This is a genomic window from Propioniciclava sp. LT294, from assembly GCF_059516005.1.
Map to the genome: position 1 here is coordinate 232,900 of NZ_JCAKNG010000001.1, position 17,768 is coordinate 250,667.

Genomic DNA, 17,768 nt, shown 5'->3' on the forward strand with positions numbered 1-17,768 from the left:
AGAACTCCTTGCTTGGGACTGAAGAGAGGGCTGCGCGGCTGGATCAGCCGAGGACGCCCACGTCAGGGAACCACCGGTAGAGGGCCAGCAGCAACAGGATGCAGGCCAGCCACACCAGACCGATGACGATCGTCAGCCTGTCCAGGTTCCGCTCGGCGACCGAGGATCCCCCGTGGTTGGTCGACATGCCGCCACCGAAGAGGTCGGACATGCCGCCGCCCCGGTTCTTGTGGAGCAGCACGAACATGGCCAGGGCCAGCGAAGTCAGGACCAGGAGGATCGACACCGAGACGATCGGCCAGGTCATGAGGGGAGCAATGGTCACCCGGTGATTCTAACCCACACGGAAGGGGCCGGTGACCACGTGGTCACCGGCCCCGACACAGCTGACGAGCTCAGTTCTGGTAGTACAGGACGATCTTCGCGAACTCCTCGGGGTCGAGGCTCGCGCCACCGACCAGGGCGCCGTCCACATCGGGCTGCGCCATGATGTCGACGATGTTGCCCGACTTCACCGAACCGCCGTACTGGATGCGGACCTTGGCCGCCGCCTCCTGACCCAGCAGGTCAACGACGCGTCCGCGGATCGCACCGCAGACCTCCTGCGCGTCCTCGGGGGTCGCGACCTCGCCGGTGCCGATGGCCCACACGGGCTCGTAGGCGATGACCAGTCCGCCGACCTGCTCGGCCGACAGCCCGGCGAGCACCTTGTCGACCTGCGCGAGCACGAACGGGACCTGTTCCCCGGCCTTGCGCACGTCGAGCTTCTCACCGACGCAGATGATCGGGGTCATCCCGGCCGCCAGCACGACCTTGGCCTTCTCGTTGACCAGCTCGTCGGACTCCGCGTGGTAGTCGCGGCGCTCGGAGTGGCCCACCACCACATAGGTGCACTTCAGCTTGGAGAGCATCTCGGCCGACACCTCTCCGGTGTAGGCACCCTTGTCGTGTACCGAGACGTCCTGCGCCCCGTAGCTGATGGGGAGCTTGTCGCCCTCCACCAGCGTCTGGACCGTCCGGAGATCGGTGAAGGGCACCATCACGGACGCCTCGGCCTGCGCGGCGTCGTACTTGGCGTCCTTCAGTGACCACGCCAGCTTCTGGACGACCCCGGCCGCCTCGACGTGGTTCAGGTTCATCTTCCAGTTGCCCGCCATCAGCGGGATGCGCTTGGCCACTCGTCAGTTCCCTTCGAGGACGGCGAGACCCGGGAGGGTCTTGCCCTCGAGGTACTCCAGCGAGGCGCCACCACCGGTCGAGATGTGGCCGAACGCGTCATCGGCGAAGCCGAGCTTGCGGACGGCCGCGGCGGAGTCACCGCCGCCCACGACGGTGAACGCGTCGGTGTCGGCCAGCGCCTGGGCGACGGCCATGGTGCCGGCGGCGAAGTCGTCGACCTCGAACACACCCATGGGGCCGTTCCAGAAGACGGTCTTCGCGCCCTTGATGGCCTCGGCGTAAGCGCTCGCGGTGTCGGGGCCGATGTCGAGGCCCATCTGGTCGGCCGGCATGGCGTCGGACGCGACGACGGTCTTCTCGAAGGGTCCGTCCCCGGAGGGGAAGCTCGGCGAGACGACGGCGTCCGACGGGATGAGGAGCTGCTTGCCCTGGGCCGCGGCGTCCTTCATGTAGCCGTCGACGGCGTCCACCTTCTCGGCGTCCAGGAGCGAGGTGCCGACCTCGTAGCCCTTGGCCTTCTGGAAGGTGTAGCCCATGCCGCCGCCGATGATGAGGGTGTCGGCGACCTTGAGCAGGTTGTCGATGACGCTCAGCTTGTCGGCGACCTTGGCGCCGCCGAGGACGACGACGTAGGGACGCTCGGGGGTCTCGGTCAGCTTCTTGAGCACCTCGACCTCCTTCGCCACGAGGTGACCGGCCGCGTTCGGCAGCATCTTGGCGACGTCGTACACCGACGCCTGCTTGCGGTGCACGACGCCGAAGCCATCGGAGACGAAGACGTCACCGAACTCGGCGTACTTCGCGGCGAGGTCCTCGCGCTCGGTGTCCACCTTGGATTCCTCGGCAGGCTCGTAGCGGACGTTCTCGAGCATGACGATGTCGCCATCCTCCATGGCCGCCACGGCCGCCCTGGCCGACTCGCCCACCACGTCCTCGGCCAGCGTGACCTTGGCGTCGATGAGCTCGCCGAGCCGCTCGGCGGCGGGGGCGAGGGAGTACTTGGGGTTGACCTCACCCTTGGGGCGACCCAGGTGAGCCATCACGACGACCTTCGCACCGGCCTCCGTGAGCTGCTTCAGCGTCGGGAGGGCCGCCTTGATACGGCCGTCGTCGGTGATGGTCTCGCCGTCCAGCGGGACATTGAAATCACAGCGGATCAGGACGCGCCGGCCCTTGAGATCCCCGAGATCGTTGATGGACTTCACCTGGGTTCGCCTTTCAGGATTCGGTGGTGTTGGTGTTGGTCAGAGCTTGGACGCGACGAGCTCGGTCAGCTTCACCAGCTGGTTCGAGTAACCCCACTCGTTGTCGTACCAGGAGACGACCTTGACCTGGTTGCCGATGACCTTGGTCAGGCCGGCGTCGAAGACCGAGGCGGCCGGGTCGGTCTCGATGTCCTTGGACACGATCGGATCCTCGGTGTAGACGAGGATGCCCTTGAGCGGGCCCTCCTCAGCGGCGGCCTTGATCAGCGCGTTGACCTCCTCGACGGTGGTCTCACGGGCGGCCTCGAAGGTGAGGTCGGTCGCCGAACCGGTCGGGGTCGGGACACGCATGGCGTAACCGTCCAGCTTGCCCTTCAGCTCCGGAAGCACGAGCGCGACGGCCTTGGCGGCCCCGGTCGTGGTCGGCACCATGTTGAGGGCGGCGGCGCGGGCGCGGCGCAGGTCCTTGTGGGGGCCGTCCTGCAGGTTCTGGTCCTGCGTGTAGGCGTGGATCGTGGTCATGAGGCCCTTGACGATGCCGAGGCCGTCGTTGAGGACCTTGGCCATCGGAGCCAGGCAGTTGGTGGTGCAGGACGCGTTGGAGATGATCGTGTGCGCGTCGTTGTCGTACAGGTTGTCGTTGACGCCCATGACGATGGTGATGTCCTCGTTCTTCGCCGGGGCGGAGATCAGGACCTTCTTGGCGCCGGCGTCGATGTGCGCCTTCGCCTTGGTGGCGTCGGTGAAGAAGCCGGTGGACTCGACGACGATGTCCACGCCGAGCTCGCCCCAGGGCAGGTTGGCCGGATCCTTCTCGGCGAACGCCTTGATCTGCTTGCCGTTGGCGGTGATGGACTCGTCGTCGTACGTGACGTCGCCCTCGAAGCGGCCCAGGATCGAGTCGTACCTCAGGAGGTGGGCGAGGGTCTTGTTGTCGGTGAGGTCGTTGACGGCGACGACCTCGACATCGGCGCCGGACGCGATGAGGGCGCGGTAGAAGTTGCGACCAATACGACCGAAGCCGTTGATGCCAACCTTGACTGTCATGTAACTGGGTCTCCTCGAGATAAGGAATCTCGCCCGCTCGTGACGAGAACTGGACGGGTCCACCCTACCGAAATTCGCCCGGGTCAAAGACCGGGGGGCGACTTGTCCGCCAACCGGTCACATCGGACCACGACAGGCCGTAGTATTTACGCTTCCACGGCGTCTGGCCCCCCATCCCCGGGAACTAGTCGCGGTCGAGCATCTCCGGGGTCAGCGAGGCCTCGGTGCCCGGGATGCCGAGCTCCTGGGCGCGCTTGTCGGCCGTCGCGAGCAGGCGACGGATGCGGCCGGCCACGGCGTCCTTGGTGAGCGGCGGCTGGTGCAACTGACCGAGTTCCTCCAGGCTCGCCTGCTTGTGCTCCAGGCGCAGGACGCCGGCCGCCCTCAGGTGCTCGGGGACTTCGTCGCCCAGGATCTCCAGCGCACGCTCGACGCGGGCACCGGCCGCGACGGCGGCCTGGGCGGAGCGGCGCAGGTTCGCGTCGTCGAAGTTGGCCAGCCTGTTCGCGGACGCCTTGATCTCGCGTCGCATGCGGCGGTCCTCCCACGCCAGGAGAGTCTCGTGGGCGCCCAGCCGCGTCAGCATCGCCGAGATGGCGTCCCCGTCGCGGATGACGACGCGGTCCACGCCCCGCACCTCGCGGGCCTTGGCCTGGATGCCGAGCCGCCGTGCCGCCCCGACCAGCGCGAGTGCGGCCTCCGACCCGGGGCAGGTGACCTCCATGGACATGGAGCGGCCCGGCTCGGTCAGCGACCCGTGGGCCAGGAAGGCCCCTCGCCACACGGCGGTCGCCACGTCCAGCCCCCCGGAGACCACGGCGGCGGGCAGGCCACGCACGGGGCGTCCGCGCGAGTCGATGAGCCCGGTCTGGCGGGCGAGGGAGTCGCCGTCCTTGATCAGGCGGACGACGTAGCGCGTCCCGCGGCGGAGCCCGCTCGGGGTGACCACGACGAACTCGCAGGTGAAGCCGAACAGGTCGGCGATGGCCGTGCGCAGACGGCGCGCCGCGGCGCCGGTGTCGAGGTCCACCTCGACGATGATCTTGCCGCCGGCCAGGTGCAGGCTGCCCGCGAATCGGAGCAGGGCGGCAACCTCCGCCTTGCGCACGGCGGGCTTGGTCACCGGCACATGAGCCAGTTCTGCCTTCACGTCTGCGGTCAGAGCCATGGGGTGCAGCCTAACGTCCCATCAGATCCGCATAGACGCCCGCCAGCCGGTTGACGTCGTGCCGGGGGCTGCCATCGCGGGCCCGGACGGGCGCGACGACGAGTTCGGCCCCCAGCGATGCCGCGTAGGTGGCCAGGTGAGGATCCCCGTGTGCGTACGTGGGGTCACAGACGATGGTGTCCAGGCGCAGGCCCGGCGCGTGCTCGGCCAGCGCCTCCAGGTGCGCGGACGCCGAGAACCCGGCCGTCTCGCCGGCCGCCACGAGGTTCATGGTGAGGATGCGCTTGGCCTTGGTGGTGCAGATCGCCTCGGCCAGCTCCGGCACGAGCAGGTGCACCAGCACGGACGTGAACCAAGAACCGGGCCCGAGCACGACGTGGTCCGCGCCCAGCACCGCCTCGACCGTCTCGGGGCAGGCGGGGGGCCCGCCGGGCAGCAGACGCACCTCCCGGACGTGGCCGGGGCACGTGGCGACGCGCGCCTGTCCGCGCACGCGGGTGACCTCGTCGGGGTGCAGCGGGTCGATGCCGATCACGTCCGCCTCGATGTCGAGCGGGACCGCCGCCATCGGCAGCACGCGCCCCTGTGCGCCGAGCAGCCTGCCCACCATGTCGAGCCCCGCCACGGGATCACCCAAGCGCTCCCAGATGCCGGCGATCAGGAGGTTGCCGATGGCGTGCCCCGCGAGCGGACCGTCACCACCGAACCGGGACTGCAGCACGTCCGCCCAGATCCGCCCCTCGCGGTCGTCTCCGCACAGCGCCGCGAGCGCCATCCGCAGGTCCCCGGGCGGCAGGATGTCGAACTGGGCGCGGAGGCGACCGGACGACCCGCCGTCGTCGGCGACCGTGACCACGGCCGTGAGGTTGCTCGTCACGCGTCGCAGGGCCTGCAGCGACGCGGCCAGGCCGTGTCCGCCTCCCAACGCGACGACCGACGGCAGGCGATCGTCGATCGAGCGTGTCATTCGAGCCCCAGGTCTCGGTGGATCACGTGGACGCCGAACCCCGCCCCGCGCACCCGTCGGGCCAGTTCCTCCGCCATGGCCGTCGAACGGTGCTTGCCCCCCGTGCAGCCCACGGCCACGGTGGCCAGCCGCTTGCCCTCGGCGACGTAACCCGGCAGGACGGTCAGGAGCATCGACTCCACGGAATCGAGCCAGGGGCCAGCGGCATCCTGCCCCAGGACGTAGGAGGACACGGGCTTGGACAGGCCGGTCTGCGGGCGCAGTTCCGGCACCCAGTGCGGGTTGGGGAGGAACCGGACGTCCAGCACCATGTCGGCGTCGATCGGCAGCCCGTTCTTGAAGCCGAACGACATGATCGTCAGCCGCATCTCGCGGTCGTCGGAGGTGTTGAACGCGTAGGCGACCCGGTTCGAGAGCTGGTGCACGGTCAGCTCGGAGGTGTCCACCACCAGGTCGGCCGCACCGCGCAACGTGGCCAGCAGCTCGCGCTCCCGCTGCACACCATCCAGCAGGCGGCCCTCCCCCTGCAGCGGGTGGGGCCGCCGGACGTGCTCCTGGCGCTTCACGATCACCTGGTCGCTGGCCTCGACGAACAGGATCTGCGGCCACACGCCCATCTGGTTGAGCGCATCGAACGCCGCGGGGATCTGGTCGAACTCCGAGCGCGTCCGGACGTCGAGGACGACGGCGACCTTGTCGAAGCCCGAGTCGCTGGCGGTCTGGATCAACTCGTCGAGCAGCGTGGGCGGCAGGTTGTCGACGACGTACCACCCGAGGTCCTCCAGCGCGTGGGCCGCCGTGCGGCGTCCGGCACCCGACATCCCGGTGATGGCCACGAAACGAGTGGAGGCGACGCTCATGCAGCCATCATGTCAGTTCGACTTCGCCCGTGGCGGTGTTGACGGCTTCGCCCGGCTCCTGGGCGGCCAGGGCGGCCTTCACGGCCGCGGCGGTCTTGGGGCCGAAGCCCGGCACGAGCGCGATCTCGGCAGCGTCCGCAGCCCTCAGCCTCTTCAAGCTGCCGAAGTGCTTGACCAGAGCCTTGCGGCGCAACTCCCCCAGCCCGGGAACGCCGTCCAGCACCGAGTCGACCATCGACTTGCTGCGACGTCCGCGATGGTGGGTGATCGCGAACCGGTGCGCCTCGTCGCGGGCGCGCTGCAGCAGGTACAGGCCCTCCGAGGACCGCGGCAGGATCAGGGGGAACTCCTCACCCGGAAGCCACACCTCCTCCAGGCGCTTCGCCAGCCCGACGAGGGGGACGTCGGCGATGCCGAGTTCGTCCATCGCGGCCCGTGCAGCGGCGACCTGGGGGGCGCCGCCGTCGACGACCACGAGGCTCGGCCTGTAGGCGAACTTGCGGGCGACTCCGGTGGTGGCGTCGATCAGCACGGCGTCCTCGCCGGTGAGGGACGCCTGGTCCTCCAGGTAGCGTCGGAACCGGCGCGTGATGACCTCGTGGATGCTGCCCACGTCGTCGGAACCCTCCACCGTCCGGATCACGAAGCGCCGGTACTCGGACTTGCGGGCGAGGCCGTCCTCGAAGACGACCATCGAGCCGACCACCTCCGTGCCCTGGAGGTGCGAGATGTCGTAGCACTCGATCCGCAGGGGCGGGGAATCGAGGCCGAGGGCGTCCTGCAGCTCCTCCAGTGCGCGGTTGCGGGTGGAGAGGTCGGAGGCGCGCTTGGTCTTGTGCAGGGCCAGGGCCTCGCCGGCGTTGCGGGCGACGGTGTCCATCAGGACGCGCTTGTCGCCCCGCTGGGGCACGTTGACCGTGACGCGCGAGCCGCGGACGTCGGTGAGCAGGTCGGCGAGGGCCACACCGGAGGCGGGCGGCACCGGCAGCAGCACCTCGCGCGGGATGCCGCCCGAGATGTTCGCCAGGTCGGGGTCGGCGTACAGCTGGAGGCAGAAGTGCTCGACGAGTTCCTCGAGGGTGGAGTCGTCGGCTCGGTCGGCCACCCAGCCCCGCTCCCCCCGCACCCGTCCGTGGCGGACGTGGAACACCTGGATCGCGACCTCCAGCTCGTCGGCGGCCAGGGCGATCACGTCGGCGTCCGTGGCGTCGCCCAGCACGATCGCGTTGCGTTCGGTCGCGGACGTGAGGGCGGCCAGCTTGTCGCGCAGGACGGCCGCCTTCTCGAATTCGAGGTTGTCGGACGCCTGCAGCATGGCGTGCTTGATGCGGCGCGTGAGGTGGTTGGTGTTGCCGGCCAGGAAGTCGCAGACGTCGCTCACGAGCTCGCGATGGGCGTCCGGGTCGATCCAGCCGACGCAGGGGGCCGCACACTTGCCGATGTGGGCCAGCAGACAGGGCCGTCCGGACGCCTGCGCGTTGCGGAACACCCCGTTGCTGCAGGACCGCATCGGGAACACGCGCAGCAGGGAGTCGATGGTCTCGCGGATCGCCCAGGCCTGGGCGTACGGCCCGTAGTAGCGGTGGCCCTTGCGCTTGGCGCCGCGCCCCACGAACACGCGCGGGATCTCGTCACCCCACGTCACGCACACCCACGGGTAGGACTTGTCGTCGCGGTACTTGATGTTGAACCGCGGATCGTACTGCTTGATCCACGTGTACTCGAGCTGCAGCGACTCCAACTCGTTCTGGACGACCGTCCACTCGACCTTGGCCGCCGTCCGCACCATCGTCTGGGTGCGGAAGTGCAGCCCGGCGGGATCCGCGAAGTACGAGTTCAGCCGCTGGCGCAGGTTCTTCGCCTTGCCGACGTAGATGACCGTCCCGGACGGGTCGGTGAACCGGTAGACGCCGGGATCGGTCGGGATCGTGCCCGGCGCCGGTCGGTAGGACGCCGGATCAGCCATACCCGCCAGCTTAGGTTCCTCGAGGTGGTGCGCGGGGCACCCTGACACGCACGCGGTTGATCCGGCTGGTTAGGGTGACTGCCATGACTCCCGACCGCCGATCCTTCCTCACCCGGGCCGGGCTGGCCGCACTCGCCGTGGGCACCGGAGCCCTCGCCGGGTGCAGCGCCCCCACCCGCAGCTCGCCGGGCGCCCCTCCCACCAGCAACGCCCTGTCCATCCCGACGAGCCGCGTCCCCGTCGGTGGCGGCGTCATCCTGGACGAGGCCAACTTCGTCGTGACCCAGCCGGCGGCGGGCGAGTTCAGGGCCTTCACCAAGACGTGCACCCACCAGGGCTGCCCCGTCTCGGACATCCTCGGCCAGGACATCCACTGCAAGTGCCACGGCGCGAAGTTCTCGATCGTGGACGGCTCGGTCACCAACGGACCCGCGGCCAAGCCCCTCAGGGCGGCCAAGGCCGTCCTGGACGGCGATCAGGTGCGGGTCTGGGCCTGACCCACCCGCCCGGCCAGGTTCTCGGCGGGGTCGGGTGGGGCTCTCGGCGTCAGGCCTTGAGCAGGGGCTTGAGGAACTGCCCGGTGTAGGAGTCCGGGTTGGCCGCGATGTCCTCCGGCGTCCCGATGCCGACCACGGTGCCGCCGCCGGAGCCGCCCTCGGGTCCCATGTCGATGACCCAGTCGGAGGTCTTGATCACGTCGAGGTTGTGCTCGATCACGATGATCGAGTTGCCCTGGTCGGCGAGCCGGTTGAGCACGACCAGCAGCTTGTTGATGTCCTCGAAGTGGAGGCCGGTGGTCGGCTCGTCGAGGATGTACACCGTCCGCCCGGTGGAGCGGCGCTGCAGCTCGGTGGCGAGCTTCACGCGCTGTGCCTCGCCACCCGACAGGGTCGTCGCCGGCTGCCCGAGGCGCACGTACCCGAGCCCGACGTCGACCAGCGTCCTCATGTAGCGCGAGATCGCGTTGATCGGGGCGAAGAACTCGGCCGCCTCCTCGATCGGCATGTCGAGCACCTCGGCGATGGTCCTGCCCTTGTAGTGCACCTCCAGGGTCTCGCGGTTGTACCGGGCGCCGTTGCAGACCTCGCAGGGGACGTACACGTCCGGCAGGAAGTTCATCTCGATCTTGATCGTGCCGTCGCCGGCGCAGTTCTCACAGCGCCCGCCCTTGACGTTGAACGAGAAGCGGCCCGGCTGGTAGCCGCGGACCTTCGCCTCGGGGGTCTCGGCGAACAGCTTCCGGATGCGGTCGAAGACGCCCGTGTAGGTCGCGGGGTTGGACCGCGGCGTCCGGCCGATGGGGCTCTGGTCGACGTGGATCGCCTTGTCGACGTTCTCCAGGCCGGCGATTTTGGTGTGACGCCCGGGAACGTCCTTGGCCGAGTACAGGTGCCGTGCCAACGCCTTGCTCAGGATGTGGTTGACCAGCGAACTCTTGCCCGAGCCGGACACGCCGGTGACGGCCACCATGCAGCCCAGCGGGAAGTCGACCGTGACGTCCTGGAGGTTGTTCTCCGAGGCCCCTTCGATCCGCAGCGTCTTGCCGTTGCCCGGACGCCGCACGGCCGGGACGGCGATGCTGCGCCGCCCTGACAGGTAGGCGCCGGTGATGGACTCCTTGCTGGCCAGCAGCTCCTTGACCGAGCCCGACACGATCACGTTGCCACCGTGTTCACCGGCGCCCGGACCGATGTCGACGATGTGGTCGGCGGTGCGGATCGTGTCCTCGTCGTGCTCCACGACGATGAGCGTGTTGCCGAGGTTCCGCAGCCGGATGAGCGTGTCGATGAGGCGACGGTTGTCGCGCTGGTGCAGGCCGATGGAGGGCTCGTCCAGCACGTACAGCACACCCACGAGGCCCGATCCGATCTGCGTGGCCAGCCGGATGCGCTGGGCCTCGCCGCCCGACAGGCTGCCGGCCGAACGCGCCAGCGTCAGGTACTCCAGCCCCACATCGAGCAGAAAGCGGAGGCGTTCGTTGATCTCCTTGACGACACGTTCGGCGATCGCCGCCTCACGCTCGGACAGGGTGAGGCCCCGCATGAAGGTGAGGCAGTCCCCGATCGACAGGTTGGCCACCTCGGCGATGTTGAGGCCCGCGATGGTCACCGCCAGCGAGGTCCGCTTGAGCCGGGCGCCGTGGCAGGCGTCACAGGGCCGCTCGCGCATGAACCCGGCGAAGCGCTCGCGTGCGTTGTCGCTCTCCGCCTCGGCGAAGCGCCGCCGGACGAACGGCAGGGCCCCCTCGAACGTCGCGTTGTAACTGGTCGTCCGCCCGTGCCGGTTGGTGTTGGCGACCCGCAGGGTTCCCTTGACGCCGTTGAGGATCATGCCCTGGACCTTGGCGGGGAGCTCGGCCCACGGCGTGTTGACCGAGAAGCCGTGCTCGGCGGCCAACGTCCGGAAGATCGCCTGGAAGTACCCCGACACGTAGACGGAGTTCCACGGCACGACCGCGTTCTCGGCGAGGCTCTTGCTGCGGTCGGGGACCACGAGGTCCGGGTCCACCTCCATGCGCGTGCCGAGACCCGAGCACGTCGGGCAGGCACCCCACGGGGCGTTGAACGAGAACTGGCGGGGCTCGAGCTCCTCCAGGGAGATGTCGTGGTTGTTCGGGCACGCCAGCTTCTCCGAGTACCGGCGGTTCCGGCCCGGGTCGCCCTCCGGGACGTCCACGAACTCGATCTCGACCACGCCCGAGGCGAGGTTCAGCGCCGTCTCGATCGAGTCGGTGAGGCGCTGCTTGATGGACGCCTTGGCCGCCAGCCGGTCGACGACGACCTCGATGTTGTGCCGAATCTGCTTGTCGAGCTCCGGCGGGTTCGTCAACGGGTGGATCTCACCGTCCACCCGGACGCGGGTGAAGCCCTGGGTGATGTAGGAGCGCATGAGGTCGACGTGCTCGCCCTTGCGCCCCCGGACGACCGGAGCCAGGACCATGAACTTCGTGCCCTCGGGCAGGGCGAGCAGGCGGTCGACGATCTGTTGGGGCGTCTGGCGCGTGATCGGCTCACCGCACTCGGGGCAGTGCGGGTGCCCGATGCGGGCATACAGCAGGCGCAGGTAGTCGTAGACCTCCGTGATCGTGCCGACCGTCGAACGCGGATTGCGGCTCGTGGACTTCTGGTCGATCGCCACCGCCGGGGACAGGCCCTCGATGAAGTCGACGTCGGGCTTGTCCATCTGCCCCAGGAACTGGCGCGCGTACGCCGACAGCGACTCCACATAGCGGCGCTGGCCCTCGGCGAAGATCGTGTCGAACGCCAACGACGACTTGCCCGATCCCGACAGGCCGGTGAAGACGATGAGGGAATCCCGCGGAAGTTCGAGGCTCACGTTGCGCAGGTTGTGCTCGCGCGCACCAGCGACGATCAGACGTTCGGTCACCCGTCCCATGGTAGGCGTGGCCCCGACAGTTCTTGAGCGGCCCTGGACCGCATCGGCGCGCGGTACGGCTAGGGTGGCACCATGCTTGCGATCCTGAACCAGGGCCAGGTCGACCCTGTCCTCAAGCGGATCGCGGGCATGACACAGGCCCTGCTCCGCCACACCCTCGACCTCGACGAGGACGGCTGGCACGCCCCATCGCTGCTCCCGGGTTGGTCGCGCGCGCACGTCGTGACGCACATCTGCCGCAACGCGGACGCGCTGCGCAGCGTCATCGCCGCTGCCCGGACGGGGGACCCTGCTCGCCTGTACCCATCCGACGCGGTGAAGTTCAACGACATCGAGCGCGGTGCCGAGCGCACCGGCCTGGAACTCCACGTCGACCTCGACACTTCGGCGGGCGAGCTGGCGAACCTGGCCGACCGTGTCGAGGACTGGCTGGTTCCCGTTCGGCTCTTCGACGGCGAGTTCCCGCTGTCGGTGGTCACGCTCATCCGGCTCCACGAGCTCACGCTGCACCACCTCGACCTGGACACCGGCCTCACGTGGGAGGACGTCGAACTCGTCCCCGCCCGGTGGATGCTGGATTGGATGCTGTTGCTGCTGCGCGACGATGATTCCCTGCCGGCGGTGGACGTCGTCTCCGACTCCGGCCTCACGGCCTCGTTGGGCGGCCCCGGCGAGCGGGTCACCGTGACCGGCCCCGATGCGGCGATGTGGGCCTGGCTGACCGGCCGCACCCAGGGCGAGGGTCTGTCGGACACCGGGGGCATCGTCTGGCCGCTCGCGGGCTGACCACCCGTCGCGCTCCGGATCGTGACGCCATCATCAGGTGCCCGCCGCTCCCCCCTCGTCGTCAGCGGAGGCTCCCACTAGGGTTCGGCCATGGAGATCACCAGCGCCGTCGTCGGCTCGATGGAGAACAACGCGTACCTGCTCATCGACGCGGGTGAAAGCCTGCTCATCGATGCCGCGGCTGACCCCGTCGCCCTGCTCGCCCTCATCGGTGACACACCCGTCCGCACCATCGTGACGACCCACCGCCACCGCGACCACATCACGGCACTCGCCGCGGTCGCGTCGCACACCGGGGCGCGCCTGGTCGCCGGCGAGCCCGACGCCGACGCGATCGCCGAGACGGCCGGCGTCACGATCGACGAGCGCGTGTGGGACGGCGACACCGTCCGCGTCGGGAATGTCGAACTCGAGGTCATCGGCCTGATCGGCCACACGCCGGGGTCCATCACGCTGGCATACACGCCCGCCGGGGGGCCGGCACACCTGTTCACCGGCGACTCCCTGTTCCCCGGTGGGGTGGGCAGGACCCACACCCCCGAGGAGTTCACCTCTCTGCTCGACGGTGTCACCCGGAAGCTGTTCGACCGGTTCGGCGACGACACGGTCGTCTCCCCCGGTCATGGCGACCCCACGACGCTGGGGGCCGAACGCCCCCACCTGGCCGAGTGGCGCGAGCGAGGCTGGTGAGGCTACTTCGTCGCCTCCACCACCTGCCGGATCGTCTTCTTCAGCTCGGCGATCTCGTCCCGCAGCCGGGCCGCGGTCTCGAACTGCAGTTCGCGGGCGGCCTCGTGCATCTGGTCGGAGAGTTCGTGGACGAGTTGGGCGAGTTCTGACGTCGGGAGGGAACCCAGGTCGCGGTCCCCCTTCTTCAGGGCGGGAACCGGGGCGCCCTTGGCACCGAACGTGCCGACCACGTCCCACGTGTCGGCATCCTCGCGGGCGAGCATGTCGGTGATGTCGGCGATCTTCTTGCGCAGCGGCTGCGGGTCGATGCCGCGCTCGCGGTTGTAGGCGACCTGCAGGGCGCGGCGTCGGTTGGTCTCGTCGATGGCGGCCTCCATCGAGGGGGTCATCCTGTCCGCGTACATGTGCACCTGTCCGGCCACGTTTCGCGCCGCACGCCCGATCGTCTGGATGAGCGAACGCTCCGAGCGCAGGAAGCCCTCCTTGTCAGCGTCCAGGATCGCGACCAGCGACACCTCGGGCAGGTCGAGGCCCTCCCGCAGGAGGTTGATGCCGACCAGGACGTCGTACTCGCCGAGCCGGAGCTCGCGCAGCAACTCGATACGGCGCAGGGTGTCCACCTCGGAGTGGAGGTAGCGCGTCCGGATTCCGTTCTCCATGAGGTAGTCGGTCAGGTCCTCGGCCATCTTCTTCGTCAGGGTCGTGACGAGGACGCGCTCGTTCCTGGCGACGCGTTCCTTGATCTCGCCCATGAGGTCGTCGATCTGCCCCTTGGTGGGCTTCACGATCACCTCGGGGTCGACCAGCCCCGTCGGCCGGATGACCTGCTCGACGAAACCGTCCGACTTCGCCAACTCGTACGGGCCCGGCGTCGCGGAGAGGTACACCGTCTGGCCGATCCGCTCGACGAACTCCTCGAACCGCAGCGGACGGTTGTCCATGGCACTGGGCAGGCGGAACCCGTAGTCGACCAGCGTCCTCTTGCGGGACATGTCGCCCTCGTACATCCCGCCGATCTGCGGCACGGTGACGTGCGACTCGTCGATGACGAGGACGAAGTCCTCCGGGAAGTAATCCAGCAGGCAGTTCGGGGGCGTGCCGGGGCCGCGTCCGTCGATGTGGCGGGAGTAGTTCTCGATGCCGGAGCAGGTGCCGATCTGGCGCATCATCTCCATGTCGTAGCCCGTCCGCATGCGCAGCCGCTGGGCCTCCAGGAGCTTGTCGGACGCCTCGAGGTCGGCCAGCCGCTGCTCCAGCTCGACCTCGATGCCCGAGAGCGCGCGCTCCATGCGCTGGGGGCCCGCGACGTAGTGCGACGCCGGGAAGACGTAGACCTCCTCGTCCTCGCTCAGCACCTCACCGGTCAGGGGGTGCAACGTCGAGAGCGCCTCGATCTCGTCACCGAAGAACTCCACGCGGACGGCGTTCTCCTCGTACATCGGGAAGATCTCCATCGTGTCGCCGCGAACCCGGAACGTGCCGCGCGTCGCCGCGAGATCGTTGCGCGCGTACTGGTTGGTCACCAGCCGGCGCGCCAGCCCCTCCATGTCGTGGCTCTCCCCCACCCGCAGGCGGATCATGCGGTCGACGTACTCCTGCGGTGTGCCCAGGCCGTAGATGGCCGACACGGTGGCCACCACGATCACGTCGCGGCGGGTCAGCAGCGAGTTGGTGGCCGAGTGGCGCAGGCGCTCGACCTCCTCGTTCAGCGAACTGTCCTTCTCGATGTAGGTGTCCGACTGCGGCACATACGCCTCGGGCTGGTAGTAGTCGTAATAGCTGACGAAGTACTCCACGGCGTTGTCGGGGAAGAACTGCCGCAGCTCGTTCGCGAACTGGGCCGCGAGCGTCTTGTTGGGTTGCATCACCAGCATCGGACGCTGCAGCCGTTCGGCCAGCCACGCCACCGTGGCCGTCTTGCCCGTTCCGGTGGCACCCAGCAGCACGACATCCTGCTCGCCGTCCTGGATGCGACGCTCCAACTCGGCGATCGCGGCGGGCTGGTCCCCGCCCGGCTCGAAGTCGGCGTGCACCTCGAACGGGGCCACTCGGCGCTGGATGTCAGTGGTGGGACGCATGCTTCCCAGCGTAGGCGGCGCCTCCGACAATCCGCTCCCAGGCGGCGTCCACCTGGTCGCCGAGCTCGGAGAGAGTGCCTGCGTTGGGGATGACGAGGTCGGCCACCGCCAGCCGCTCCCCCCGCGTGGCCTGCGCGGCGATGCGGGCCTCGACGTCCTCCCGGCTGAGGCCGTTGCGCGCCATCACGCGCTCGACCTGCACCTCGACGGGCACGTCCACCACGATCACGACATCGAAGTGGTCGGCCTGGCCGGTCTCCACCAGCAGGGGGATGACGTCGATGACCACGGCGTCCGGGTCGGACGCCAGGGCCGCGGCCCGCAGTTCGCGGGCACGGGCTCGGACGAGGGGGTGGACGATCTGGTTGAGGTCGGCGCGCGCCGCGTCGTCGGCGAAGACCAGCCGACCCAGCGCCGGACGGTCCAGCGACCCGTCCTCGGCCAGCACCCCATCGCCGAAGCGCTCCCGGATGCCCGCCAACCCGTCTGTACCGGGCTCGACGACCTCGCGTGCCAGGAGGTCCGCGTCGATGAGGATCGCACCGCGCTCGGCGAAGAGGTCCGCCACCGTCGACTTCCCGGATCCGATGCCGCCGGTCAACGCGATCAGGCGCGGTTCGGTCATGCCCCCATCATCCCATCAGTCGGGGCGGCGATGTCGCGCCGGCGACCGTGACGTGCCGCGCAGCGACCCCGAACGGAGAACGGCGCCCCCACCAGGTGGTGGGAGCGCCGTCCGTGGGTCAGCGACCAGGGCGTCAGTTGGCGCCGCCGGTCAGCTTGTCGCGCAGGGCCTGCAGGGCCTCGTCGGAGGCCAGCGAACCCTCGGGGGCGCTGTCGGTCGTGCCACCGGACGAGTAGGACGCGGTCGAGACGGACGCGACAGCGGCCTGCGACTCGGCGGCCTCGGCCTGGGCGACCTGCTCCTTGTGCGCCAGCCAACGGGCCTGCGCCTCGGCGTACTGCTGCTCCCAGGCGCGCTGCTGCTCCTCGTAGCCGGGCTTCCACTCCTGGAGCTCCGGATCGAAGCCCTCGGGGTAGATGTAGTTGCCCTGCTCGTCGTAGTTGGCGGTCATGCCGTACAGCGACGGGTCGAAGTCCTCGGACGCGACGTCGACACCCTCGTTGGCCTGCTTGAGCGACAGCGAGATGCGGCGACGCTCGAGGTCGATGTCGATGATCTTGACCATGACGTCGTCGTTGACCGCGACGACCTGCTCGGGGATCTCGACGTGGCGCTCGGCCAGCTCGGAGACGTGCACGAGGCCCTCGATGCCGTCGCCCACGCGGACGAACGCACCGAACGGCACCAGCTTGGTGACCTTGCCGGGCACGATGTGACCGATCTGGTGGGTGCGGGCGAAGGTCTGCCAGGGATCCTCCTGGGTCGCCTTCAGCGACAGGGAGACGCGCTCGCGGTCCATGTCCACATCGAGCACCTCGACGGTGACCTCGGTGCCGACCTCGACGACCTCGGACGGGTGGTCGATGTGCTTCCAGGACAGCTCGGAGACGTGCACGAGGCCGTCCACGCCGCCCAGGTCGACGAACGCACCGAAGTTGACGATGGAGGACACGACACCCTTGCGGATCTGGCCCTTCTGCAGCTGGTTGAGGAACGTGTGGCGAACCTCCGACTGCGTCTGCTCGAGCCACGCACGGCGGGAGAGGACCACGTTGTTGCGGTTCTTGTCCAGCTCGATGATCTTCGCCTCGAGCTCCTGGCCCACGTAGGGCTGCAGGTCACGGACGCGGCGCATCTCGACCAGCGACGCGGGCAGGAAGCCGCGCAGGCCGATGTCGACGATGAGACCACCCTTGACGACCTCGATGACGCGACCGGTGACGACCCCGTCCTCTTCCTTGACCTTCTCGATCGTGCCCCAGGCGCGCTCGTACTGCGCACGCTTCTTGGACAGGATCAGGCGGCCTTCCTTGTCCTCCTTCGTCTGGACGAGGGCCTCGATCACATCCCCGACCTGGACGACCTCGAAGGGGTCCACGTCGTGCTTGATGGAGAGTTCCTTGGAAGGAATGACGCCTTCGGTCTTGTAACCGATGTCGAGCAGGACCTCGTCCCGGTCGACCTTGACGACGGTGCCGGTGACGATGTCACCGTCGTTGAAGTACTTGATAGTGGCGTCGACGGCCAGCGCGAATTCTTCGGCGGTCTCGAAATCGTCGACTGCGACCTGAGCGGCCTCAGGAGTGGAGGTCATGTAGTAGGGCTCCGATTGTGGATTGGTGTTCGGTTGAGTGGTACGACCCGTCATGCACACCCCACTACGTCCGGAGGTGGGCAGACCGCACCGGGTCACCAGCCTAATCCTTCGAGGGGGTTGAGGCAAAGCCCGGGGGGCCTCCCCTGCGACGCTTCGCCGCCGGGAGGGGCGAAGCGTCGCACGGACGTGCGCGAGGGGCGTGGG

14 protein-coding genes and 1 pseudogene are annotated in these 17,768 nt (G+C 68.9%); 3 read left to right on the top strand and 12 right to left on the bottom strand.

Annotated features, from left to right (window positions below; genetic code table 11):
* Positions 1-43: 43 nt before the first annotated feature.
* From secG to uvrC, 8 genes are all read right to left on the bottom strand, one after another.
* Complete coding sequence (secG, locus tag AC5YDA_RS01100) at positions 44-307, bottom strand: preprotein translocase subunit SecG (protein ID WP_496188053.1); 264 nt, start codon at positions 305-307, stop codon at positions 44-46.
* A gap of 88 nt (positions 308-395) precedes the next feature.
* On the bottom strand, positions 396-1,157 hold the full coding sequence (gene tpiA / locus AC5YDA_RS01105; RefSeq protein WP_496192736.1) for a triose-phosphate isomerase: 762 nt from the start codon (positions 1,155-1,157) through the stop codon (positions 396-398).
* Positions 1,158-1,181: 24 nt separating this feature from the next.
* Positions 1,182-2,384: a phosphoglycerate kinase gene (locus AC5YDA_RS01110; RefSeq protein ID WP_496188054.1), complete on the bottom strand. Its 1,203-nt coding sequence runs from the start codon at positions 2,382-2,384 to the stop codon at positions 1,182-1,184.
* A gap of 39 nt (positions 2,385-2,423) precedes the next feature.
* Complete coding sequence (gene gap / locus AC5YDA_RS01115) at positions 2,424-3,431, bottom strand: type I glyceraldehyde-3-phosphate dehydrogenase (RefSeq protein ID WP_496188055.1); 1,008 nt, start codon at positions 3,429-3,431, stop codon at positions 2,424-2,426.
* Between the two features lie 184 nt (positions 3,432-3,615).
* Positions 3,616-4,599, bottom strand: a complete 984-nt coding sequence (gene whiA / locus AC5YDA_RS01120) for a DNA-binding protein WhiA (protein WP_496188056.1) — start codon at positions 4,597-4,599, stop codon at positions 3,616-3,618.
* Between the two features lie 10 nt (positions 4,600-4,609).
* Complete coding sequence (locus AC5YDA_RS01125) at positions 4,610-5,566, bottom strand: gluconeogenesis factor YvcK family protein (RefSeq protein ID WP_496188057.1); 957 nt, start codon at positions 5,564-5,566, stop codon at positions 4,610-4,612.
* Complete coding sequence (gene rapZ / locus AC5YDA_RS01130; RefSeq protein ID WP_496188058.1) at positions 5,563-6,426, bottom strand: RNase adapter RapZ; 864 nt, start codon at positions 6,424-6,426, stop codon at positions 5,563-5,565. Before rapZ ends, AC5YDA_RS01125 begins: the two co-directional genes overlap by 4 nt.
* Positions 6,427-6,433: 7 nt before the next feature.
* Positions 6,434-8,392, bottom strand: coding sequence for an excinuclease ABC subunit UvrC (gene uvrC / locus AC5YDA_RS01135; protein ID WP_496188059.1), 1,959 nt, complete (start codon positions 8,390-8,392; stop codon positions 6,434-6,436).
* Between the two features lie 83 nt (positions 8,393-8,475).
* Between uvrC and AC5YDA_RS01140 the strand changes: the two genes are divergently transcribed.
* Positions 8,476-8,889 carry a Rieske (2Fe-2S) protein gene (locus tag AC5YDA_RS01140; protein ID WP_496188060.1) on the top strand — a complete coding sequence of 138 codons (414 nt, stop codon included), beginning with the start codon at positions 8,476-8,478 and terminating at the stop codon, positions 8,887-8,889.
* Positions 8,890-8,947: 58 nt separating this feature from the next.
* Here AC5YDA_RS01140 and uvrA read toward each other — a convergent pair.
* A pseudogene (uvrA, locus tag AC5YDA_RS01145) lies at positions 8,948-11,788 on the bottom strand (excinuclease ABC subunit UvrA); the annotation flags it as partial.
* A 72-nt stretch (positions 11,789-11,860) separates the two neighbouring features.
* Between uvrA and AC5YDA_RS01150 the strand changes: the two are divergent.
* Both AC5YDA_RS01150 and AC5YDA_RS01155 read left to right on the top strand, forming a co-directional pair.
* A complete protein-coding gene (locus AC5YDA_RS01150; protein ID WP_496188061.1) occupies positions 11,861-12,574 on the top strand; it encodes a maleylpyruvate isomerase family mycothiol-dependent enzyme in 714 nt (237 codons plus the stop codon).
* Positions 12,575-12,664: 90 nt separating this feature from the next.
* Positions 12,665-13,264 carry an MBL fold metallo-hydrolase gene (locus AC5YDA_RS01155; RefSeq protein WP_496188062.1) on the top strand — a complete coding sequence of 200 codons (600 nt, stop codon included), beginning with the start codon at positions 12,665-12,667 and terminating at the stop codon, positions 13,262-13,264.
* Positions 13,265-13,266: 2 nt separating this feature from the next.
* Here the strand turns inward: AC5YDA_RS01155 and uvrB are convergent, their stop codons facing one another.
* The 3 genes from uvrB to rpsA form a co-directional block, all read right to left on the bottom strand.
* A complete protein-coding gene (gene uvrB, locus AC5YDA_RS01160; RefSeq protein WP_496188063.1) occupies positions 13,267-15,342 on the bottom strand; it encodes an excinuclease ABC subunit UvrB in 2,076 nt (691 codons plus the stop codon).
* The gene (gene coaE / locus AC5YDA_RS01165; RefSeq protein ID WP_496188064.1) at positions 15,326-15,967 is read right to left on the bottom strand and encodes a dephospho-CoA kinase; all 642 of its coding nucleotides are present in this window, start codon (positions 15,965-15,967) and stop codon (positions 15,326-15,328) included. Before coaE ends, uvrB begins: the two co-directional genes overlap by 17 nt.
* A gap of 133 nt (positions 15,968-16,100) precedes the next feature.
* The gene (gene rpsA, locus AC5YDA_RS01170) at positions 16,101-17,561 is read right to left on the bottom strand and encodes a 30S ribosomal protein S1 (protein ID WP_496188065.1); all 1,461 of its coding nucleotides are present in this window, start codon (positions 17,559-17,561) and stop codon (positions 16,101-16,103) included.
* Between the last annotated feature and the right edge of the window lie 207 nt (positions 17,562-17,768).